We start from the raw sequence: 23,686 nt of genomic DNA on the forward strand, positions 1-23,686 counted from the left end.
AGTATGCAGCTTAGGATTAGGCGAAAAAGTAACATCGTCCATTTCAAAAAAAATAGCCCAATTCCAAAACTGTACAATTGTGAGATGTCCATCTAAGCGAACGTTGAAAGAATTACCGGCGAATATGATGTCTGTTTGCCCTTGATAGCATTTCCTCTCGTCAATGTTTTCTAAAATTCTCCTAAATGAATTTCTTTCATTTCTTGAACTACCTGAAAGGTCTAATTCATCTAATTTTTGTTGAATAAAAGTAGGATTACAAGGGATTTCGCCAAACTGTCTTGGTAATCCCTCTATTGCCAATCTTGTGAACTGGATGTTTTTGCTTGCCGTTATGAAGTATTTTAAAATAGCCATTTTAGTATTAGTTAAAGGGTTAAACATCACGACAAATTTCCCCCAAATCCTTCACACTCACAACGGGAAAAATACGGTATCGGCACGGGAAATTTCCCGTATTTGGATGGGGTAATCCGCAAAAAGCCGACCTGTTTCCAAGTCGGCTTTACAAAATCTGCCTAAAAGTTATCAAATAATGATTCTTTGCTTCAATCCGCGTTTTTAACTCATTTCGCTCCGCCTAAGCTTCCTGTTTTTTTCTTTTGAAGACTTGGATTGAGTTTGTACCAAGCAGAAATAATACGCGTATTGTATTCATTCTGAACCTTTTGAAGGCGTTCGTTCAATACCGAAAAAACGGCGCGTTGCTGATTGGTAGGTTTAAAATCGGCGCTGTTTGCCCCCGCGTCGCTGGCCAACGCCTGAAGGCGCTCGTAGATTTGCATTGGGTTTCGGAACGCATCTTCGCGGGCGCCCGTCAGGTGTATATCGTAGAGTTGAGCCGAGAGCTGAGTGGCAGCCTGCTCAAATGTTGAAAACTCCGTTTGACGGCTTTTTTCTGCTTTTGACAAAGCTTCATCAGTTTTCAAAAGAGGATTTTGCATTTCCTTTGCTCTTTTACGCATCACTTCCAATTCATTTATCATCGTCACCGACTGATTCATTGCATCACGAAGTTGAAGGGAGAAAGTCACCTGCTCTTCGATATCTGCCTGAGTACTTTTGGTAGTAGGATCTTTCAAAACCTCAAACGTCTGTGTTTGTTTTTCTCCGTTTACCTCCATTTGAGCAGTGTATTTTCCGGGAGCCGCACGAGGTCCGAACAAACCATTGATTAAATCTATGTCCCAGGTAATGAGCCTCCGCGTACTGTCTTTATCAAATTGCACCCACGGCTTATTGGGTGGAAGTGTGCGCAAAATTGCGGCAGAAGGTGCTTCGTAACGCAGATCCCACCACAAACGATTGACCCCGGTTTTGTTGGAAGCATTGATTTCCCGAATCACTTTTCCGTCTTTCAAAATGGTTATTTTGGCCGCTTTGTTTAAGGTATCTTTCAGTAAAAAATTAATCGGTACCCCATAAGGAGAATTTTGCCCATCACTGAGGGTACGTTCTGTGTGCGTGCCTTCCGTTTCCTGAAAACGATAACCGGTACGAATCGGCAACAATTCAGCGGGCTTTGCGGAAGCCAGATTCTTAGAAAATCGAAGCGCCGACAAATCGTCCAAAATATAAAAACCGCGTCCGTATGTAGCCACCACCAAATCATCAAAACCTTTCTGAATTTCAAGCCAATACACGGGAGCGGGAGGCATGTTTACACGGAGTGAAAACCAAGTGAGTCCATCATCAACTGTACAATAAAGATTATTATCCGTCCCGGCATACAGCATTCCTTTTTGTTTCGGGTCTTCTTTTACCACGTGAACAAAACTCAGCATGGATTTGGGAATACCGTCGCTGATTTTTTTCCATGTTTTTCCAAAATCCTCTGTTTTAAGAATGAAAGGCTCAAAGTTTCCCATTTGGTGCAAATCCACACTGATGTACGCGACCGACGCATTGTAGCGAGAGGGTTCAATATTGGCAATCGTCCCCCATTTTGGCACGTTGAGATTCGCAGTCACATTTTCCCAGGTTTTACCGCCGTCGCGAGTAAGTTGTACTTGTCCGTCATTGGTTCCCGCCCAAATCAAATCTTTCTGAATGGGAGATTCTTCAATCGCAAACAAGGTACACCCGTCAAACGTCATCAGATTATCAATGGCAATTCCACCGGATGATTCCTGATGGGTTTTATCATTCGTTGTTAAATCGGGGCTAATGGTTTGCCAACTTTGTCCAAAATCGTCGGATTTATGAATGAATTGGCTTCCCACATAAACGCGATGCGGAGTGTGCGAACTCCAACTGATGGGAAAATTCCAGTGCCAGCGCAGTTTTAAATCGGCAGGTTTCCAACCATAAGCGGCTTCGGGCCATACTCGTACATCACGACTGTGTTGTGTACGCTTGTCATACATTTCCAAGCCCCCGTCATAGCAACCCGAAATAACGATATTTTCGTCAAAAGGATCCGGTTTGGCAAAACCGCTTTCACAACCGCCCACAACCTGCCAAGCACTCAAAGGAATTCCTCGGGTGCGACTGTTGCTCGGTCCACAGTACGAATAGCCATCCTGACGATTGCCATAGACATTATAAGGGATCTGATTGTCAACGGCAACGTGATACATCTGCGCAATAGGGAGTACAACTCGCTGATAGCTTTTACCGTGATTCAGCGAAATACTGGCACAACCATCATGCGCCATCATCATTCGACTTGGGTTCAACGGGTCAATCCAAAAATCATGGTTGTCGCCTCCGCTTTGGTAACTCCACGACCACGTTTTACCGCCGTCTTTTGAGGTTCCGTGTTTAACACAAATTGTATGAAGTTCGTTTTCATTGTCGGGAGCCAAGGTAATACGCGTATAATAAGGGGCTCGCTCGGCCATGCTGTGGTCATTGGATTGTAGTGCCCACGTGTCGCCTCCGTCATTAGACCGATATAACGCAGGGCTTTCCAATTCAAACAATGCATACACCACTTTCGGGTTTTTGGGTGAAACAGCGACCGCTACTTTCCCGACAGGCCGGTCTTTTTTACGGAATATTTTTTCATTCAGCGGTTCCCAGGTAGTTCCTCCGTCTTTAGAACGATACACACCGCCGCTTGTCCCACCACTGCGAAGCCCCCAGGTATTTATATTGATTTGCCACATTCCTGCGTATAAGATATCAGGATTGGCGGCATCCATACTCAGATCAATGGCACCCGTATTTTCGTTAATGAACAGTACTTTTTCCCAATTTTTACCCCCATCTTTAGTTCGATAGACACCTCGTTCCTGTTGTGGACCATACACGTGTCCTAAAGCGCAGACATATACGATGTCAGGATTGGAGGGATGAACAACGACGCGGCCAATGCGTCCTGTTTTTTCCAGACCCATATTTTTCCAAGTTTTACCGGCATCGTTGGATTTAAAAATACCAATACCTACCGAATGTGCCGGACGCATCACAAATGTTTCGCCCGTTCCGGCCCATACCTGCTTAGGGTCAGATGATGAAACAGCCAATGCTCCTATGGATGAGACTTCCTGATTATCGAAGATAGGATTCCAATTAATACCGGCATCTTCGGTTTTGAAAATTCCACCCGATGCTGCTCCGATATAAACCACGTTTGGGTTTCCAACTTCGCCGGTAATGGCAATAGCTCGATTTCCATCTGGGCCAATAAAACGATATTTGAGATTTTTGAAAACGTCGGGCGAAAGGTTTTGAGCTGAACCCGAAGAAGCAAAGAATAAGAGGGAAAGTAAGACACTAAAAAGAAAATTGGAAAAACAGGATTTCATTTTGACGAAGTTAGGTTTAGAGTTTGACGAAGATAGGTAAAGAATAGTTATTTTAAAACCTAATTCCTCCTCAGTTTTCTAAAGAGTAACAAAGCGCCATCAATGCCGTTTTGGTGAAAACGAACCTAACAACTCATCACAAAGCAGTGGTTAAACTTATTCATTCACTGGTAAAAGTTTCAGCAATTGTTTTGCTTCCAAGGCACCTACAACTCGATTTTGGACTTGAAGATTTTGGTCAAAAAATACGGTGGTGGGATAACTCAGTTTTCCATTTTCAGTTCCCAAAATTTCCGCCAATTCCTGAATTCCTGTATTCACTCCTGAAGGTTTAAATTTATACTTCTTATTGAGGAAAGTAAGCGAGAGAGCCTCCTCTGCATTCAGGTCAAGGCAATAAAAACTCCTGTTTAATGTATTGACAATGAGCGGATCGGTGAACGTTTTCACTTCCATCATTTTGCAGTATTTGCACCAATCAGTATGAATAAAAACCAATAAAGGTCGTCGTTCTTTGCGTAGGCTATCGGTCAAATTGTCAAAGGAAGTCCATTGGATGGTTTGGGCTTCTACCTCAAGGGAATGAAGCCCAAACCAACTGAACATTACTATGACAATAATTTTTTTCATTTGAATAAATTGTATCTCACTCCCGCAAACATCCGGATGCCTTGGTTAGGCGCGTAGACATAAGATGGGTCAAAAGTCAAGGCGTATGGATTATTGGGGGTGGCTACCACTTGGCCCGCAGCGTCAAAAGTTACCTGCTTATCAAACGGGTCGAAAGCACGGGCAATAGCATCTTTCGTTGGTGTAAAGTTGAGCAGGTTCTTCACTCCTCCGTAAATTTCCAAACCACTGTTGAATTTCTTAGTCAACTGAATATTTTGCAAACTCCACCACGGCGAATACGTTGGGCGAGGGTCTAACGGTCCCAAAACAGGCAACTTCATCGGGCCGTAGAGATTTCCCGTATAATCAATCGATAAGCCAATTCGCTGAAATGCGTACGAAACCGACCAAACGCCCGTAAATTTTTCAGTTAACAATTGTGTCATTTTCACCAATTTACCACTGCCGTCGTCTTCACGTTGGAAGACATTCATAGCGGTAGCCCCTGCCATGAGTTTCAGGCCATTGGTCAAAGAAAAATCTACGTTCAAAGAAATCCCCCGCGAAACCGCATTCCCGTTTAGGTTACTGTAAATGATTTTGTTGGGGTCAGTCAGATAATCAGGGATAATGCGATTGTTGAAGAATGTATAAAAAGCAGTTCCATCCAGGCTAACAAAACTTCCATTGGACAAAAAGAACTTACGAACGTAGTTCAAGTTACCATTCCATGAGCGTTCGGGTTTGAGTTCTTCCGTAAACACTACTTTTCTGGCACCGGTCAAGGCGGCGTGGTCTTCGGTGAAAACGTTTGCTACTCGGTAGCCATTTCCGAAGCTCAAACGCATCACATTTTTCTTATCGGTAGAAGTCCATTTATAATTTAAACGCGGTGTCAGGATATTTCCATGAATCGAATTGTAATCGTAGCGAAGCCCCAGAAGCAACTTATTATTGACATTCAATTTTATTTCATCCTGGGCAAATATCCCGGGAAGAATGATTTTTGAAGGAGCATTTTTCGTATCTACTGCGGTAGCCGGGGTATTGTCGTCGTAGAAAGTATAGCGTAATGCTGTTCCTATGAGCAAATCATGACGTTCACCGGCTTTTTTATCCCACGTAAATTGTCCAAAACCAATGTACTGTTGCGCATTATAAGGTATATTTCCGTAGTAAGAATCCTGATTATGTCCGTTTGCTGAGAATTGGAACGTAATTTTTTCTTTAATTGGCAACTGATAGGCACCTATTACTTCCCACCGTTTGGTATAAATACTTTCGGCATAAATCTCATTACTTCCCCGGTATTTGGGGGTCCATTGGGTTTGTCCTCCCCAACGATTTTCCTGAACATACCGTCCGCCGATGGTAAACAGGCGATTGTCTTTGCGCTCAAAGCTGAATTTATTGAAAAGTGAAATCCGGTTTTGAAGCGTAATATCGGTAAAGCCATCGCCGTTTTTGTCGGTAGGACGCTGAAAATTAAAGTAGTTCAAGCCAAATAAAGCCTGTGCTTTTTCGCCCAATTTGTACTTAATCCCTAAATCCGTATTAAATTCTGCCCAAGAAGTTGCCATCACATCAGCCGAAACCAACGGGGCTGAAGAAGGCTTTTTGGTAATTACATTGATCAAACCACCTACAGCCTCCGAGCCATAAAGGGTTGAAGCAGGGCCTTTTACAATCTCAACGCGTTCAATAAGTGCACTCGGGATACCGCTCAAACCATACACCGTCGAAAGCCCTGATACAATTGGCATACCGTCAATCATAATCATGGTATAAGGGCCTTCCAATCCATTGATGTGAATGTCGCCCGTATTACATACGTTACAGTTCAACTGAGGACGAATACCGTTGATATTTTGGAGCGATTCAAAGAGATTGGGAACCGGATTTCTTTTAAAAAATACAGGAGTGTAAATCTCAACCGGAACGGGGCTGTCCAGCTTGGAAACTTCTTTCATGGTTCCCGTTACTACCACCTCCGCAAGTGAATTTTCCAGTTCTTCCGTTTGGAGCGTCAGTTCCTGAAAGAATTTAGCTTCCGAAATAGTGACGGATTTAGTGATGTTGCGATAACCAATCGCCGAAATAACTAACTGATAAGTACCGTACTTCACATTTTTTATTTCAAAAATACCCTTTTCATCGGTCGTGGTGCCGTATTGGGTACCCTTTAAAGCAGCGGTACCAAATTCCAAGGGCTTTCCCTTGACGGTAACAGTTCCTCTAATACTTCCGGTCTGGGCTAAAACGGAAATTTGAGCCAGCAAAAATGCCAGCAATACGTACATTTTTCTCATTGATTTTCAGTACTTTAATAACGATGCAAGAATGATTATGAAAAACATATACCGCACGCGTATGCGGGTTTGAGTCAAACACGGGAAATGGATATTCGATAATCCGAACAGATTAGAAGTAATACAGTACTAAAGAGAAGGAGGGCCTCGGTGAGAGAAATCGCCAAAAAATGGCTTATGATAGGCCGTTAAAAGGTAAAATGAGAGACGAGGAATACGAATGATTTCAACACTTTTTATTACCGCTGCCAAAGCGACGGTCAGCGTCAACCCTACGAAAGGAACATTGATGAACATATCCAACAGAAAAAGTTCATTGTTGGTATGGTCGTTGGGTTGAAAAGGAGAATTGGAATTGGAAGACTTGTAAGGGTGAGCGTGGGTAATGATTTTACCACTCGAAAGCTTGTGTGCGTGCCTAAATACAATGCCATTGAGAAGCATCAAGGTAAAAATTACCAGGAAGCCTTGAGCGATGGTTTGTCGTATTTTAGGAATAGTTAACAAGCTGAGATTGTGTGAATAAGGGTTGTTCTGATAGCAAATCTAACTCTAATACTGGTTTCAACCTAAAAATGTTCCGAAAAATGATTTTTAAGTCAAAAATAGCTTCAATCTCCCCATTTTATTAGGTTAAGAAGACTAACTATTTGCTTTATTTTATGGATTAAAACTTGCGATTGTATCCCACTCGTATCACCTGCGTTTCGTAATAGTCGGTACTTTGCAATGTAAATCCGTTGCCCGTAATTCTTTTGTTTATCTGCATGGTATTAAACAAATCGGTGGCGTTTATAAACACATCGCCTTTGCCTTTTTGGACATTTTTCTTCAAACCCATATCCACAGAAAAACGCTTTTCAATCCGTCCTTGTGGAATAATATCGGGCGCTAAATAGATAGCGGTAAGCTGCAAATCAAAGCCTTTGGGCAAATGAGCCAAACTGTTCAGCTTCACATTACCCGATACCAACTGTTGTTTATCAGCCTTATAATTGGTCGGAACGGGGTATTTGTTCGTAACCGAAAACGCATTAATCGTATTTTGATACACATTGACACCGGCATTAATCGAAATCCATTTAGCAAGCTCCTGTTGCCAGACCAATTCTATGCCGGAGTTATAGCTTCGTCCGGCGTTCTGAAATATACTATAGAGCAACACGCTTCCCGGCACTTGGGTAGCAATACGAGTGATGGTGCCGTCGGTAATTCGATGATAAAGAGCTGCATATAAATTTCCTTTCAGCCAATTGTTTTTATAGCCCAATTCCATCGAACTTGTAAATTGCGGTTTGAGGGTAGGATTTCCCACTTTGATCAACTCAGGCTCATCATATTTGGGGAAAATTCGAATATCGACCTCGTTGGGTCGGTCTACTCTTCTGTTGAAAAAGAGGGAAATTTTATTTTTGTCATTGAGTTTATACGCCAACCGAAGATTGGGGAACGGCTGAGTGTAATTGTAACCGTCGCTTTTGTAGGTATTATGGTTTGGATTTACCTGATAATCCACTTTTACGTATTCTACTCGGAGTCCGCCTTCCAACTCCACTTTATCGTTTTCAAAAACGTAGTTCCCGTACAAAGCGGGAATGGTTTCGTAATAATTGGCCCAACCGCCCGCGCTGACATCTAAAGGCGAGTTTGCGCCTGGAAAAAACTGCATATTTACGGGAATACTGCGTCTTCTCAGTTTTACGCCCGATTCCAATCGTCCATGTTTGAGAGGTCTGATGTAATCAATGTTAAAATCAGAAACCTGCTCGTCCGACAGCAATTTGAATGAGTCCATTCCTATAGAAGCGGGCAGGGTATTGGTAAAAAAGTATTTTTCGTCTTCCCGGTGAAAAGTATAATTGTAATTAACATTCAGTAAACGGCCCGGTTGTTTAAACTTATGCACAAAAACCGCCGTAGCCATGGCGGTATATTTTACTTCGTCTTCCAAAAATTGCCACAACCGATACCGATTGGAAAAGTCGCGGTTGAAATAAGGATTATCGCCATTGTCCAGAATTTTTTCCCGATTGAATAACCCGGAAACCGAGAGGGTATTGCTCGAATTGAATGTATAATCTATGCCGGTTTTTACAGTCGCGTAGGTGGTCGTCCGGTTTCGTTTGATTTGCTGAATGATGTATTCCCCCGTATCATACGTCCGGGTCGAAAACTCATTTTTGTTCAACGTTTGCGTATAAAGCCAATCTCCCTGTAAGAAAATATTGGATTTGTGTTTTCGGTGATTGATGGAAAAAGAGGGATTTATTTTGGGCGTATTTTGAAACTGAGGACGAATACTGGGCAGATTTTCCCGCTTTATCCACAAAGCCCCCAACCCTGCCGCCAATCCTACTTTCCCGTTCCAGCCGTATTGCTCATTTTTCTTGAAAATAATATTGATGATACCCGCATTGCCATTGGCATCGTATTTGGCTGAAGGATTATTGATGATTTCAATCTTTTCAATGGCTGATGCCGGTAAATTATCCAGACCGGTTTGGCTTCCAAAGCCCGTCAAAGCCGTTTGCTTTCCGTCTATCAACACCACCACTTTATCACTACCCCGCAATTGCAATTTACCTTCCTGCGAAGTAGTTACGCCCGGCAAGTTGTTCATCAATTGTAATACCGAACCACCACTTTGACTAAGATTATCTGCTGCCAAGAACGTTTTTTTATCCATTTGGCTTGAAATACCCTGCTGCTGTCCCAGTATTTTTACTTCTTCAAGAATTTGGCGGTCTTCGGTCAAATAAAGGCTGCCTAAATCCAAAAAATCACTCAATTGCCCAACCAATACCGTTTGCTTGGCCATTTTATATCCTACAAAGGATGCAATCAACTGATACTTTCCCTTTTTCACTGAAGCTAACGAAAACAGTCCTTCTTCATTGGTAATCGTTCCCGCTACAAAAGCGCTGTCTGCTTCTGTTTTTAGTACAATATTGACATACGGCAACACTGCTTTTGTTTGAGCATCCTGAATTTTTCCCGAAAGTGTCACTCCTTTGCTTTGGGCAAACAGCGTATTATTCTCCAATAGAAGAAAGAAAACAGTTAGGAATAGAAGACGAAAGCAGCTTCTAAGTAGGGCAGTGCCGGCCGCTCTGCTATTTTGATTTTGCATATTTAATTTTGTTTTCTGTATTTTTGTTTTCTTAAACGAAAATTCTAATGGTCGTAATTTCTAAAACAATCATTCGTGAGTTTGGACTAAAACACGCTGATGCAAACGATGCTTTAAACGATTAGTTTGATTCTGTCAGAGCCGCTAATTGGTCGAATTTTGGTGACATAAAACAGACTTTTAATTCAGTTGACTACGTGGGTAATGAGCGATACGTTTTTAACATCAAAGGCAATCGCTACCGACTTGTCACTATGATTTTTTTAGACATCTGTACTGTTTTTATTCGTTTTATAGGTACTCATGCTGAATATAATCGCAACGGCGAACCGTAAAATTGACGCAACCACCATTTGAACAATGACAACGATACTGAAAACTGATTCTGAGTACAAGCAAGTCATGGCTGAAATTGAGGTTTTTTTACAAAAAGCCACTCACAATGGCGGCTTTGCAAGCTTACCATCTGCGGAAATAGAGCGACTTAGGGTTCTATCTTTACAAGCGGAAGCCTACGAAGATGCTATTCCGATCATGCCTTTGCAAGTCCCTAAACCTCAAACGCTTTCTGAAATGCTGAGTCTAAAAATGTTTCAGTTAAAATTGAAACAAAAAGATTTAGCAGCTATGCTTGACATTACGCCTACCCGACTCTCCGAAGTGATGACGGGCAAGCGCAAAGTCAACATGGATTTAGCAAAACGCCTGCATCAAAAATTAGCCATTGATCCTGCTTTTATTTTGGAACACGCTTAAAATTCTGCCCGTTTCTTCTTCGTCTCAAAGTACGTCTGCAAAGCTTTTTCGCCAAAGGTATAAAATACCACAGGCGTAACAATAATGTCCAGTAACGTACTGGAAATCAACCCACCCAAAATTACCGTTGCTACTGGATAAAAAATTTCTTTTCCGGCAGCTTGTGGGTCAAGAGTAAGCGGAATCAAAGCCAATGCCGCTACTAAAGCCGTCATCAATACAGGTACAAGCCGTTCGAGCGAGCCCCTGATAATCATGGGTTTACCAAACACTTCGCCTTCGTGTTCCACCAAATGAATATAGTGCGAAATCATCATGATGCTGTTGCGGCTTGCAATCCCCGCCAAGGTGATAAACCCTACCAACGTAGCAACCGAAAATGTACCGCCTGTGAGGAATACTGCTACCACGCTGCCGATAAGCGCCAATGGAACATTCAACATGATTTGCAACGTCAGGCGTGCGGACTTGAAGTGACTGTACAATACCAAAAAGATACCTACCAATGAGAAAAGTGCGAGAAAACCAATCAAAGAAGTGGCTGATTCCTGACTTTCGATGAGTCCGGAGTAGACCACAAAATAGCCGGTGGGCAATTGCATTTTGCCGATTTTTTCCTTGATTTCTGCCACTGTACTTCCCAAATCCCGATCCTGTACGTTCGCGGAAATGACCATGCGACGTTGGGTATTTTCGTGCATGATTTGGTTAACAGTACTCGTCAGCTCTATATCGGCAATTTGGTACAACGGAATCAATTGCCCATCGGGCGTACTGATTTGGGTGTTACGAATGGATTGCAGGTTGCTGCGCTCTCGGTCAGTGGTTCTGAGCAAAATATCAAACGATTTTTGTCCATCATAGATTTTACCCGTTACCTTACCGTTGTAAAAAATTTCGAGATCTTCCGCGATTTTACCGGCCTGTAATCCAAACCGTTGCAGGGCATCTCGCCGAATCTGAATCAACAATTGCGGAATCATGGTTTGTCTTTCTATTTGTAAATCGGTTATACCCGTTACGTTTTGCATTACGCCCTGAATATTTCCGGCAGTGCTGCGTAATTCGCTCAAATCATCACCGTAAAGTTTAAGGGCAATTTGGGCCTGTACTCCCGAAAGCAGGTGCTCGATACGGTGCGAAATAGGTTGACCGATACTGACCGAAACGCCTTTCATTACCGCTAATTTTTTGCGCAAATCGGCAATAATCTCGGTACGTCCGCGCTCTGCTCCTGCCCGAATCTCCACTTCAATTTCAGAACGACTAACGGGTTCGACGTGCTCATCCAATTCTGCCCGTCCCGTACGACGACTGGCATATTCCACTTCGGGCACCTGCAACATCAGCTTCTCGGCAAGTGTACCCAATTTGTTGGATTCTTCGAGTGAGGTTCCCGGCGGCGCAATCAGATTGACGGTAAATGAGCCTTCGTTGAAAGCCGGCAAAAACTCGGTTCCAAAAAACGGGATGGTTCCTATCGAAACTACAATCAGGACACCGGCAACTGTAATGATTGTTTTCGGATGATTCAAAGACCCATTTAAAAGTCGTGCGTCTTTGTTTTTGAGCCATTTAACCAGTGGGGTATCAGCAGCCCCCAAACCCCCGATGGGGGCTTTTTTGTTAGCTCCCCCATCGGGGGCGGGGGGGGCCAAGTAACTGCACAACACAGGGGTAAGCGTGAGCGAAACGACCAAAGAAGCCAGAATAGAAGTAATATAGGCAATGCCCAACGGAGCAAAAATTCGCCCTTCAATGCCCTGCATATAAAATAGCGGCAAGAATACCAAAACGACGATAACAGTGGCATACACAATCGAATTTCGCACTTCCGAACTTGCCGAATAGACTACCTGCAATGTCGGTTTGGGCTGAAGCAATAAACGATTTTCCCGCAATCGTCGATACACATTTTCTACATCCACAATGGCATCGTCCACCAATTCGCCAATGGCTATGGCCAATCCACCGAGTGTCAGGGTATTGATTGAAATATCAAAAAATTGAAAAATAATGGCCGTAATCACCAGCGAAAGCGGAATCGCCGTCAGGGTGATGAGGGTTGTCCTCAAATTCATCAAAAACAAAAACAGGACAATTACCACTAAAATAAAACCATCGCGCAGGGCCTCAATGACATTGTCCAGCGAGTTGGTAATGAACGACTTTTGTTGAAAAATCTTGGGATTCAGCTTAATATCTTTCGGCAAGGAGGTTTGCAGATTGGCGCAGGCTTTTTCGATTTCATCGGTCAACGCCACCGTATTGGTACCAGGCTGTTTCTCAATGGCCAAAATCACGGCGGGTTTGCCATTGATGCCCGCATCACCTCGTTTGGGTGCTGCACCAAATTGCACATCCGCTACTTGTGAAAGCAAGACCGGAACACCATTGCGGTTGGAAACGACGGTACGAGCCAAATCATCCAAGGTTTCGGCTCGACCCACGTTTCGAATCAGCACTTCTGTACCGTAATCATTGTAAAAATTCCCCGTCGTGTTTTGGGTAGTTTGTCCAAGAGCTCTGTCCACATCGTCTACGGACAAGGCAAATTGTTTGAGTTTATCGCTCGAAATCAGTACTTGGAATTGACGCCGTTCTCCCCCAATCGGAATCACCTGAGCCACTCCTTTGATACTGAGTAACCGGCGGCGAATGGTAAAATCGGCAAGCGTACGCAATTCGGCAGGATTGGTCGTATCTGCTACTACGCCCACGTACATAATTTGCCCCATAACGGACGAAATCGGCCCCATAATGGGCGTAATTCCATTGGGCAAACTAACGGTTTGCAGCTTTTCAGCCACCAACTGACGGGCTTTGTATATCTCAATATTCCAGTCAAATTCAACAAAAACCATTCCCAACCCAATGGCCGAACTACTGCGAACGACTTCTACACCGGGAGCACCGTTCAGAGCCGTCTCGACAGGTAAAACTACCTGTGTTTCAATCTCTTCCGGTGCCAGTCCGTTTGATTCAAGAAAAATCGTAACTCGCGGGCGGTTCAGGTCAGGCAATACATCAATAGGTAAACGCAGAGCCGTGTAAACCCCGTAAACCAATACCAATGCTGCCGCCGCCACCACCAAAAGGCGATTGTGAAGCGAAAATTTAATGAGTTTATCGAGCATTGCTATTGGTTTAAATACATCATTTTTAACTGATAGGCCGAATTAATTACGACCTTTTCGCCAGCTTCTAAGCCTTTGATAATGGTAGTACGATCACCGTTATTGGTACCGGTAGCCACATAAGCCACTCGAAATGTTTCAGGGCTTTCTTTTACAAAAACTACTGGTTTACCGTTTACTTGACTGATTGTAGCATTTGGTAATGACAAAGTGCGACTTGAGTGACCCATTTGCAATCGAACTGTAACAAACTCGCCGATTTTAAATGCCCCGTCCGCATTGCTCAACTCAAACAAAAGCTTCTGTGATTGGTTGGCATTGACCGCCTGTGCTGAAGAAAGCAGACGAATACGATCACTACGTTTTTGAGCACCATCTGCTGTGCCGATGACGTCCAATTTTGAGCCAGCTTTGAGCCGTTCAGCATCATTGCCAAACGCTTGTGCTTCTACGTAAACGGTGGATAAATTAGTAATGGTAAAAATCGTTTCTCCCACACCGACGGTTGAGCCGATAGCAACGCTAAATGGGGCAATCACGCCAGAAATAGGGGCGGTAAGTGCAACTATTCGGGAATTTCCTTTACCGCCTTTGGCAATGCCGTTAAACACTTTGAAATTTTCTTCGGCTTTTTGCAAACGAGCTTCGGCTTCGGCAAGGTCGCGTTTAGCCACAATATCTTCGATTTTTTTTATGCGTTCGTACTCTTTTCGGGCGGCGGTCACTTCCGCTTCGAGGCTGTTGCGCTCGGCTTGCAGGGATACCTGCTCAGTAGCATTTAGGGTTTCTTCCAATAGGGCCAAAGTTTGACCTTTGCTTACGCGTTGGCCTACCCGGGTACTCAAACTGACCAAACGCCCCGTTTGAGGGGTTTGAACTACGGCCTGTCCCGCCGAACTGGGTACAATCGTACCGTGCAGTTGAGTTGTTTCGTCAAACGCTCCTTCATTGATGGGTTGCGTCAGGATTTCGAACAAAAACTGCGTTTCTTTGGGCACTTCAAACTCATTGGAAAGATTGGCTTTCGATTTACCGCCTTCGTCACCATGGTTGTGTCCTTCGTGTTGAGCATTGACCAATCGCCAATTAGAAGTGGGCAATTGGCTAAAAACAATCATAAACACGACCAACACCTTGCGATGACGAGAGCGCATCACAAAAAATGTCAGTAAAACGCCCAACACTATCCCAACAAACAACAATCCCCAAAACTGCCAACCGTAAAGCGTAATACCACCCGCTTCCGTTTCTTCATGAACGTGTTCCGATTCATCATGCCCTACCAAAACACCTTTCAACATAAGAATGTCAGGGCCGTTGACTCCCTCTATTTTGGCCGTGAGTGAAAATGTACGTTCTTTTGTAAATTTGGATGTTATATCATAAACCCCTGCCTCTTTGGGTTTTATAACAAAAGCAGCTTTGCTGTCAAACGAGGTACTGAGCGTAATTTTTGCCCCGCTGATAGCTCGGTTTGTAACGGGGTCTGCCACGTAAAGTATTAATTTCCCATCTTCGCCGGCATGAAGATGTTCGTATTTCAAAACCAGTTCATAGCGCTCCGAAACCGCTTCTGATTTCTTTATTTTGATTTCCTCAGCAGCCGGTTCGGCTTCGTGGTCTTCATGAGTAGAACCATCTGCATGAGTATGCTGAGCATAAGTTGCCAGCGAGAAAAAAAAGCCCCCTAACCCCCAAAGGGGCAATAAGAGTAGCTTTTTTATAGTGGCTTTTTTCATAATATTCCTTTTAAATAATTGATAGTCAGAACTGATTGATTATAGCTGCGCAGGGTTTCCACGTAACGCAACCTGATTTGATACGCATCGTTGGTGGTACGCAGAAAATTGATGTAGTCCGTTTGACCGCTTTCAAAAAAACGCCGTGCGGTATTGATAATATCATTGGCTTGTTGCAAAGCAATAGTCTCGTAGAAATTGAGAGAATTTTGAAATTTAACCACCTCTCCCTGTGCCGCTTGTAAATCTACCGAAAGCACTTGTGTCTGCGCTTCCGTGCGTTGGCGGGCGACTTCCTGACCCGTTTGGGCGGCAGCAATGCGACTTTTGTACTGTCCTGCCCATAACGGAATACTCACACCCACTCGCCAGCGGTACGTCAAATTGGTTTCTCGGGTACTTTGATTATAGTAGCCTACCATAAAGCCGGGCAAGGCACTGGCTTTTTCTACCTCAAGGGTTTTCTGATTGATAACTTCCATTTGTTTAGCAGCTTCAACCAGCGGATTTTTAGAAATCTCTGAATCGGCAAGCGATAAATTCGCAAAAGACAAACGGTCGGACCGGCGCACGGCAAGGGGCAAAAGTGCAAATTGCTCATTTGTCTCTTGTCTATTGTTCATAAACAACAGCAATTGCTGCTTAGCTATAGTCAACTCCTGCGAGGCAACAGCGACTTGATTTCGTACATCAGCGGCTTGGGTTTCGGCAAAAATGAGCGCGAGTTTATCAATGGTACCTGCCTCAAAATTTCGCTTAGCAGCAATGGCAATCTGAGCATACACACTGTCTTGACCTTGCAACTGTTTCAGATAAGTATCTGCATATTGAGCATTTAGGTATACCGTCCGAATTCGGTAGTTCAAGTCATTTTCAGTGACAACTTTTTCTTTTTGAGCCAACACAATTTGCTGTTGCTGCAATTTGGCCTGTTGGGTATAAACCGTTGGAAATCGGAAGCTTTGCTGAACCCCAAGTGTGTAAAAAGTTCCTGACGGGCTATCCAGCGTTACATCAGGATTGGGGATAGTGCGGGCCGAGCGTACCAATTGTTCGTTTTGCCGCACGACCAAACCCGATGCCTTCACGGCAGGGCTGTTTTTGAGAGCAACGGCAACGGCTTCATCAGCGGTCAGTACATTCTGAGCCAACGCCAATGTTCCGAACGCCCAGCCCAACCCGACCATAAGGACGGTTCTTTGCCAGTATATTTTCATTAAGAATGAGAATTAATTGGGAGAAATAAAGAAACTAAACACTGATTATGTCAGCGGATTTCTGCCCATTCTAGATCAGGAAAGACTGTACGAAAGCCAAAAGCGAACGCCCGAATGTTCGTCGAAAAAGGGGAATGTGAGAAACCGAAGAATGAATTTCTGAAGAAAGTAGACTGGTTTGAAAAACAAACGCAGGCAATAAATTAGCTTGAAAAACAGGCGTAAATGCAAAAAAAGCAACCGACGTTTTTAAAAGCGTTTCGGCTTCCAAATAAACAAAATTGACCAGATCTTCGGAATGAGAAGTCTCAAAACCAGAATCAACGTGCTCGTGTTCCTCCGATTCGGAATCGTGGTGATGTTCGTGTTCGCACGATGTATGAACCCAAGTGGAAAGAAGGTGATGATGCTTGCCGTGTTCCTCGCACGAATGTTCCAGCACGCCGTAGCCATTGCCCGCCCAAAAGACGAGTAATGCCATACCAAATGCCATGAACTGTTTGAGGAATTGCTTCACCGAATTACTTATTTTCAACAAAAGTAAAGTAAAAGAGGGTGCAACACAGTTTCAACATATAAAAATCACAAAATAAGTCCCCACAAAAGCGATAATCCTGAAAAAATGGTTAATTAGCAGTACAAAACTAACTACTATTCAAACATGACATTGCTCGGTTTTCCTATTCTACTAATCGTTAAACTTCTTTTCGCAGCCTTCAGCGGTGTCTTGTTTACGCAATCCGGCTTGGATAAAGTCTTTCATTACCAAGGCAATTTGGATTATTTTAAAGACCATTTCAAGAAATCGCCCTTGGCTTCTACGGTAGGTTTATTAATGCCAGTGATTACGTTGTTGGAAACATCCGCCGGATTAATCTCTTTGGCAGGGTTGGTTTTACTCCTGGCAGGAAGTGATTTAGGTCCTACCACTGCCGCTTTAGGAATGTGTCTGGGAGGAGTTTCGTTGGTCAGTTTATTTTTTGGACAACGATTAGCACAGGATTACGCCGGTGCGGCTGTGTTAGTGCCTTATTTTTTAATGACAGTGGCAGGTTTGGCACTGTATGCTTTTTAGGCTAAGGTTAAAGTGTAATCCGGCATTGGTAATTTAGAATCACACTTTGCCCTTTACACTTTAACCTCTTTTCTTCTATCTCCAATTGGCCCGATTGGCCTTCCAATTACTTTTCACAGGTACTGCTTCAGTGGTGTTCCTATTGGTGGGTTTCTTGGCTTGTTCCATTAAATATCCCACCAAAGCGGCCGCAATTTTGGCTTCATCTTCATCCACTTCCTTTTTAAGAACCTCGGGCGTATAGTAGTGTTTTACAAAATGTGTATCAAAATTTCCCGATGTAAATGCCTCATGCAGCATCACAAACCGACAAAAGCCTAACGTGGTCTGCACCCCGGTAATGTCATATTCATCAATCGCCCGAACCATTTTGTCAATAGATTCTTGACGCGTTGCGGCGTAAGTGATAAGCTTTGCAATCATGGGGTCATAATAAATCGGAATTGCCATTCCCTGTTCAAAACCATCGTCTACCCGAACACCATTTCCTTGCGGACGAACGTAGGTTTGTAACGTGCCTACATCGGGCAGGAAATTATTGGTCGGATCTTCGGCATATACCCGAACTTCCATGGCATGTCCATGTATTTTCAGGTCTTCCTGATTGATTTGCAGCTCTTTTCCTTCGGCAATATAAATCATTTGACGCACCAAGTCTACTCCCGTAATCATCTCTGAAACAGGGTGTTCTACCTGAAGGCGCGTATTCATTTCCAGAAAATAAAAGTTCAGTTTGTCATCCACAATAAACTCTACCGTACCTGCGCCATAATACCCGCACGACCGTGCTACATCCACGGCACATTTGCCCATGGCTTCCCGAATTTCGGGGGTAAGACAGGAGGAAGGCGCCTCTTCCACTACCTTTTGGTGGCGACGCTGCACCGAACATTCGCGCTCAAACAAATGGATGATATTGCCGTATTGGTCGCCCAACACCTGAATCTCCACGTGGCGCGGAGAGGCTATGTATTTTTCAACAAACACAGCTCCGTCTCCAAAAGATGAAATGGCTTCGCTTACGGCACGTTCCATTTGCTCATCAAACTCTTCTTCATTTTCAACAATCCGCATTCCTTTTCCACCACCGCCGGCGCTTGCTTTTATCAAAACAGGATAGCCGATTTGACTCGCAATTACTTTAGCTTCTGCTCTGTCGGTAACGGCGTCCGGAGTACCAGGCACCATCGGGATATTATATTTCGCAACCGTTCGTTTTGCCGACAGTTTATCGCCCATCACATTAATGCTTTCTGCCGACGGGCCAATAAAAATCAAGCCCGCGTCTTTGACCATTTGTGAAAATTTGGCATTTTCGGACAGGAAACCATAGCCCGGATGAATAGCGTCAACACCGAGTCTTTTACAAACTTCAATGATTTTATCCCCTCGAAGATACGATTCCGAAGAAGCCGCCGGTCCGATACAGACCGATTCGTCCGCATAGCGTACATGTAAGGCCTGACGATCGGCTTCACTATAAACAGCTACAGTTTTAATACCCATTTCACGGGCAGTTCGCATGACGCGGAGCGCAATTTCACCTCGATTGGCAACGAGAAGTTTTTTGATAGAAGGCATATTTTTAACATAAAGGCACCGAAAGTTACAACTTATCGTTTATTGTATTAAATTTATATTGGTAAAACAGTATAGGCAGAATGAAAAAAATCAGTTGGGTTTTAGCTTTGGGATTCTTCATTGGGCAAAACGGCGTTTGGGGGCAGCAGGTAACGATGGTGAAATGGCCCGATGTCCAGAAAATTTTAACCCAAAAATCAGACACAACCTACATTGTTAACTTTTGGGCCACTTGGTGTAAGCCCTGTATTGCAGAATTACCGTCTTTTGAACAAATTCAGCAAAATTATAAGGGTCAAAATGTGCGAGTTCTTTTAATTAGCATGGATTTTGCGAAGGAATTAAAAACACGGGTGATTCCTTTTATCAACCAACGAAAAATAAGGAGCAGAGTCTGGTTGTTGAATGAACCAGACGCTAATAGTTGGATTGACAAAGTAAGTTCCGAATGGTCCGGAGCCATACCGGCCACGTTGATTGTTAACAATTATAAAAACAAAAAAGTCTTTTTTGAACAAAAATTAGAGTACAGTCGTTTGGTGAAGGAACTCACTGATTTTCTGTGACTTTTTTTATAAATTTCGTCAAAATGTCAAACATATCAACGACCATGAAAAATAAGTTTTGGCTGTCATTAGTGGCTGTATTGGCATTAGGTACGGCGACTACTTTGTTTTTTCAACAAAAGAAAGCACAGGCCTCGCCCGCAGGCTACCCCATAGGAGCTACCGTAGCAGATTTTAAACTCCAAAATGTAAACGGAACCACTGTCAGCTTATCCAATTACAAAGATAAGAAGGGTGTAATTGTGGTATTTACCTGCAATCACTGCCCCTTTGCCAAGGCGTATGAGGAGCGGATTATGGGGTTAGACAAGAAATACGCTTCTCAAAACTTTCCCGTTGTGGCCATTAATTCCAACGACGGGGCTGATTATGAGGAAGATTCTTTCGATAACATGAAAAAACGTGCCAGCGAAAAAGGCTATTCTTTCCCTTATTTACAGGACGCAACACAAGCCGTTGCGAAGGCTTTCGGCGCTACCCGCACTCCGCACGTATTTATCTTACGCAACGACGGAGGCAAATTTACAGTACAGTACATTGGCACCATTGATGATAATTACCAAGACCCGGGCAGCGTGACCAAACGGTATGTGGAAGATGCGGTCAACAATATTCTGACGGGGAAACCCGTCGTAGTGACTCAAACTAAAGCCGTGGGTTGCGCCATAGGCTGGAAAGACGCTTAGGATATTTGGTAGTCTATAGTTTACAGTCGGCGGTAAACGAAAGGGTCAGCATTCGTCTGGCCTTTTTTATTTGCCCAATAGCTCCCATTTAAAAATTCCCAGTTTAGCAAGGCAATAACGCATAGAAACTCGCAAGACGCCCAAGCCATACTTCATACTGCGTTGAAAATTAATGGAAGAAGCTTCTTCAAAATATTTGGTTGGGCAGGTTACTTCGGCTATTTCGTAGCCTTTCCAGAATATTTGGGCAATCATCTCATTGTCAAACACAAAATCATCGTCACATTTTTGAAAAGGCACATTTCGCAACACCTCACCCGAAAATGCCCGATAACCGGTGTGGTATTCTGACAGTTTTTGATTCATCAGGATGTTTTGTGCCAATGTCAAAAAACGGTTGGCAATGTATTTGTACATGGGCATTCCGCCCTTCAAAGCGCCTTTCCCTAAAATTCTGGAACCAAATACGACTTGGTAAAGACCGTTACCAATCATGGATATCATGGCGGTAAGCAGCAAAGGAGTATATTGATAATCAGGGTGAAGCATAATGACAATATCCCCGCCGAGTTCAAGAGCCTTGGTATAACACGTCTTTTGGTTACCTCCGTATCCCTTGTTTTTATCGTGTCGAATTACGTGTTCTATGCCAAGTCGTTCGGCCACTTCTACGGTATTATCGGGACTTGCATCATCTACTAAAATAATTTCATCCACCAAGTCAAACGGAATCTCACGGTAGGTTTTTTCCAAAGTCAACGACGCTTTGTAAGCGGGCATGACCACTATTACTTTTTTGCCTTTATACATTCAAAATTAGCGGTTTATAACTCACAGTTCAGGTAAACCATGAGCTATTGAGCGTACAAAGTTAGCCGGGTCAGACAGGAATTCCAACCTTGGCCTAAACTTCTACCCCGAAAAGAAAGAGAGTTAAATCAAAATTTCTGGCTTACAAAATAAAATATACCTTATTTGAAAGTACAAATCAGACCCGTTGATTTCAAGGCTTCGCCAGCAAGAACTCCTTTACCAACTCCAATTGATCAGTACTTAGGAAATCTGCACCCGCTTCGCGAAGTTTTTTCCAAACAGCAGGGTCTTCAGGACACGCCCACAAACGGAGTTTTTTGCCTTCGGCGTGTACTTTTTTTACCAATTCGCTTAATTTTTGAAATTGCTCCGCTGACATTTCATCTTTCCCGCGCCATGTAAGGTGATTGGCGTAATTGTCACTCACCACGGGCATCAGTTGCGCACTTAGTTTTTTACCCAAATCGGCAGGCCGTCCGTCGAATGAAGCTAATCGCTCTTTCGATTTTTTTAACGTTTCAATCGGGCGATTTCCTGAAATAAATAAGGTCACGGCACCTGCTTTCGGGCTATTGCCTTTATAAGAAGTAAGGATTGAACTGTAGTTTTGAAGCAGCTTTTCCAACGCTTTATAAGTACTTTCGGCTTCGGTTTTAAAATCAATCATCAAATAAAAGGGACCTTTATAGCCGGCATATACTTGATTATTATTTTGACGAATACGCTCGGCCAACGGCTTTAAGTACAGATTTTCCAACGTATGTGCCGAATTATTGAACGACGGGCGTTCGTGCGAGACAAAAAGCGTATCGTTGATTAAATAAACATCAGCTTCCACGCTCGTAAACCCTTGGTCTAACGCATCCCACAACGGACGCGACTGTTCATAATCATTATGTGCGTGGGCGTTGGGAAGGGGAGTTACGTTAGGCTTTATCGGAGGCACCTGTAGTTTCGCAATGGGCTGAACCCAAGCCGTTTCTACATCTCCCGCACTAAATGGATTGTATTTGGGCTTGGTTGAGATGATTTTGGCACGTACCATCAAATCCTCTTCCCCCAAGGTGTAGCTTGCCACCGTTCCTTTTATTTCACGAAAAATTTCGGCTTTCTCTTTTCCTTTCTTAAGACCAATCAGTTGAATCGTATAATTCACTCCCACCTCGGCTTTGACTCGAAAAGAAAAACTCTCCGGCGTTTGGGTAAGATTTTCCAATTCTACCCCTGAAGTGGCGTAAAATTGTCCCGCTTCCAGAGATTCAATCAAGGCGCGGGGTGTTAAATTAGGCGCATTGACCATGACCCAGCCACGGCCTGTGTTGCTGTATTCCAAGCCAAAAAACTGATAATTGTGGCTATCATCAGTAGCCAAACCATACATAAGCGGGCGGCCCTGTTGCAGGAAATGCGCGTTGATTTTATCCCACATAGCTTCGGTTCCTTCCCGTTTTTCATCGCCGTAATTATTCACCAGCGGGTGACCGTTGAAAACCTCGAAAAAGCGTTCAAATTTCAGTTGCATCAGGTCTTGGGCCGTAACTGCATAGTAAAAATTGGGGTGATTGATGTGGGGAAACATGGGTTGCCCCGTTTGGCGACGTTGGGCTACCACCAAATCAATGTTGTTTTGCATTACCTCTGCCACGCTGTTGCCGCGTTGAGGACGAATGAGGTTTTGCACGTTGGTCATGTTGATATGAATCGGCTTGCTATCGTAGCTCGTCGAAACTTCTTCACTTTTAATAATCAGGAACTTACCTGCTTCATCAAAGTAACTGCGGTATTCCGGCAAATTTTTGAGACGAACCTTCAAGGAGTCATTCGGACCTGCTTTGTACTTCACCCAATCGGGGCCAAACGTACGCAGATAACGCTCAAAAGTGCGGCGCCTCTCAGGTACGCGGGGCACATTCACCCATTTTTCTCCTTCCTGAAAGGTATTATGATCCGACAAGCCCACAAAATTGTATCCATTGGCTTTGTACCAATCCATGATCATTTCGGGATAATCGTCGCCATCGCTCCAAAGCGAGTGCGTATGCAGATTGCCTTTGTACCAGTTTTGGGCAAAGACCGTGTTACAAAACAAAACGAAGACAAATAGATAAATCAGTCTCATAATATCAAAATGGGAATAGAGCAGGGTGATAAAGCGGAATGACGAATTTAGATTTACGAATGACGAATATAAAGCAGATATAGATAGGGACATAACTAATTGGAACAAATAATTGTAGAATTCCAAAAAATGGGATTCCAAAAATCGTCAATCCATTTTCTGGCAAAAGACAGGGACTTTGATGCCTTTGTGAA

17 protein-coding genes and 1 pseudogene are annotated in these 23,686 nt (G+C 43.6%); 5 read left to right on the top strand and 13 right to left on the bottom strand.

Features of this window, described 5'->3' with window-relative positions:
* The 6 genes from Q0081_RS04185 to Q0081_RS04210 form a co-directional block, all read right to left on the bottom strand.
* Positions 1-357, bottom strand: a 357-nt coding sequence (locus tag Q0081_RS04185) for a hypothetical protein (RefSeq protein WP_298349699.1), incomplete at its 3' end; no start/stop codon positions are given.
* 209 nt (positions 358-566) lie between these two features.
* Positions 567-3,752 carry a glycosyl hydrolase gene (locus Q0081_RS04190; protein WP_298349701.1) on the bottom strand — a complete coding sequence of 1,062 codons (3,186 nt, stop codon included), beginning with the start codon at positions 3,750-3,752 and terminating at the stop codon, positions 567-569.
* A 156-nt stretch (positions 3,753-3,908) separates the two neighbouring features.
* Positions 3,909-4,382 carry a thioredoxin family protein gene (locus tag Q0081_RS04195; protein ID WP_298349705.1) on the bottom strand — a complete coding sequence of 158 codons (474 nt, stop codon included), beginning with the start codon at positions 4,380-4,382 and terminating at the stop codon, positions 3,909-3,911.
* Positions 4,379-6,673 carry a TonB-dependent receptor gene (locus Q0081_RS04200; protein WP_298349709.1) on the bottom strand — a complete coding sequence of 765 codons (2,295 nt, stop codon included), beginning with the start codon at positions 6,671-6,673 and terminating at the stop codon, positions 4,379-4,381. The genes Q0081_RS04195 and Q0081_RS04200 overlap by 4 nt, the downstream gene beginning before the upstream one ends.
* A gap of 129 nt (positions 6,674-6,802) precedes the next feature.
* Positions 6,803-7,180 carry a hypothetical protein gene (locus Q0081_RS04205; protein WP_298349712.1) on the bottom strand — a complete coding sequence of 126 codons (378 nt, stop codon included), beginning with the start codon at positions 7,178-7,180 and terminating at the stop codon, positions 6,803-6,805.
* A gap of 160 nt (positions 7,181-7,340) precedes the next feature.
* Positions 7,341-9,803 (bottom strand): outer membrane beta-barrel family protein, encoded by a 2,463-nt coding sequence (locus Q0081_RS04210; RefSeq protein ID WP_298349714.1) that lies wholly within the window; start codon positions 9,801-9,803, stop codon positions 7,341-7,343.
* Between the two features lie 140 nt (positions 9,804-9,943).
* Between Q0081_RS04210 and Q0081_RS04215 the strand changes: the two are divergent.
* Positions 9,944-10,138, top strand: a pseudogene (locus tag Q0081_RS04215) (type II toxin-antitoxin system HigB family toxin); the annotation flags it as partial.
* A gap of 25 nt (positions 10,139-10,163) precedes the next feature.
* On the top strand, positions 10,164-10,559 hold the full coding sequence (locus tag Q0081_RS04220) for a helix-turn-helix domain-containing protein (RefSeq protein WP_298349717.1): 396 nt from the start codon (positions 10,164-10,166) through the stop codon (positions 10,557-10,559).
* On the opposite strand, the gene Q0081_RS04225 is transcribed toward Q0081_RS04220, so the two are convergent.
* From Q0081_RS04225 to Q0081_RS04240, 4 genes are all read right to left on the bottom strand, one after another.
* Positions 10,556-13,696, bottom strand: coding sequence for an efflux RND transporter permease subunit (locus tag Q0081_RS04225; protein WP_298349719.1), 3,141 nt, complete (start codon positions 13,694-13,696; stop codon positions 10,556-10,558). The two genes, Q0081_RS04220 and Q0081_RS04225, sit on opposite strands and share 4 nt — an antisense overlap.
* A 2-nt stretch (positions 13,697-13,698) precedes the next feature.
* On the bottom strand, positions 13,699-15,435 hold the full coding sequence (locus tag Q0081_RS04230; RefSeq protein ID WP_298349722.1) for an efflux RND transporter periplasmic adaptor subunit: 1,737 nt from the start codon (positions 15,433-15,435) through the stop codon (positions 13,699-13,701).
* The gene (locus tag Q0081_RS04235) at positions 15,432-16,652 is read right to left on the bottom strand and encodes a TolC family protein (protein ID WP_298349724.1); all 1,221 of its coding nucleotides are present in this window, start codon (positions 16,650-16,652) and stop codon (positions 15,432-15,434) included. Before Q0081_RS04235 ends, Q0081_RS04230 begins: the two co-directional genes overlap by 4 nt.
* 70 nt (positions 16,653-16,722) lie before the next feature.
* Complete coding sequence (locus tag Q0081_RS04240; RefSeq protein ID WP_298349727.1) at positions 16,723-17,169, bottom strand: hypothetical protein; 447 nt, start codon at positions 17,167-17,169, stop codon at positions 16,723-16,725.
* A 144-nt stretch (positions 17,170-17,313) separates the two neighbouring features.
* Here Q0081_RS04240 and Q0081_RS04245 point away from each other — a divergent pair, with 144 nt between their 5' ends.
* A complete protein-coding gene (locus Q0081_RS04245; protein WP_298349730.1) occupies positions 17,314-17,727 on the top strand; it encodes a DoxX family protein in 414 nt (137 codons plus the stop codon).
* 75 nt (positions 17,728-17,802) lie between these two features.
* Here Q0081_RS04245 and accC read toward each other — a convergent pair whose 3' ends face one another.
* Positions 17,803-19,308: an acetyl-CoA carboxylase biotin carboxylase subunit gene (gene accC, locus Q0081_RS04250; RefSeq protein WP_298349732.1), complete on the bottom strand. Its 1,506-nt coding sequence runs from the start codon at positions 19,306-19,308 to the stop codon at positions 17,803-17,805.
* A gap of 80 nt (positions 19,309-19,388) precedes the next feature.
* On the opposite strand from accC, the gene Q0081_RS04255 reads away from it, so the two are divergent.
* Together Q0081_RS04255 and Q0081_RS04260 are read left to right on the top strand one after the other, a co-directional pair.
* Complete coding sequence (locus Q0081_RS04255; RefSeq protein ID WP_298349735.1) at positions 19,389-19,874, top strand: TlpA disulfide reductase family protein; 486 nt, start codon at positions 19,389-19,391, stop codon at positions 19,872-19,874.
* A gap of 44 nt (positions 19,875-19,918) precedes the next feature.
* A complete protein-coding gene (locus Q0081_RS04260; protein WP_298349737.1) occupies positions 19,919-20,560 on the top strand; it encodes a thioredoxin family protein in 642 nt (213 codons plus the stop codon).
* Between the two features lie 66 nt (positions 20,561-20,626).
* On the opposite strand, the gene Q0081_RS04265 is transcribed toward Q0081_RS04260, so the two are convergent.
* Positions 20,627-21,370 carry a glycosyltransferase family 2 protein gene (locus tag Q0081_RS04265; protein WP_298349740.1) on the bottom strand — a complete coding sequence of 248 codons (744 nt, stop codon included), beginning with the start codon at positions 21,368-21,370 and terminating at the stop codon, positions 20,627-20,629.
* Positions 21,371-21,563: 193 nt separating this feature from the next.
* Positions 21,564-23,492 carry a histidinol-phosphatase gene (locus Q0081_RS04270; protein ID WP_298349742.1) on the bottom strand — a complete coding sequence of 643 codons (1,929 nt, stop codon included), beginning with the start codon at positions 23,490-23,492 and terminating at the stop codon, positions 21,564-21,566.
* Between the last annotated feature and the right edge of the window lie 194 nt (positions 23,493-23,686).

It is taken from the genome of Runella sp., assembly GCF_027484545.1.
GTDB lineage: Bacteria > Bacteroidota > Bacteroidia > Cytophagales > Spirosomataceae > Runella.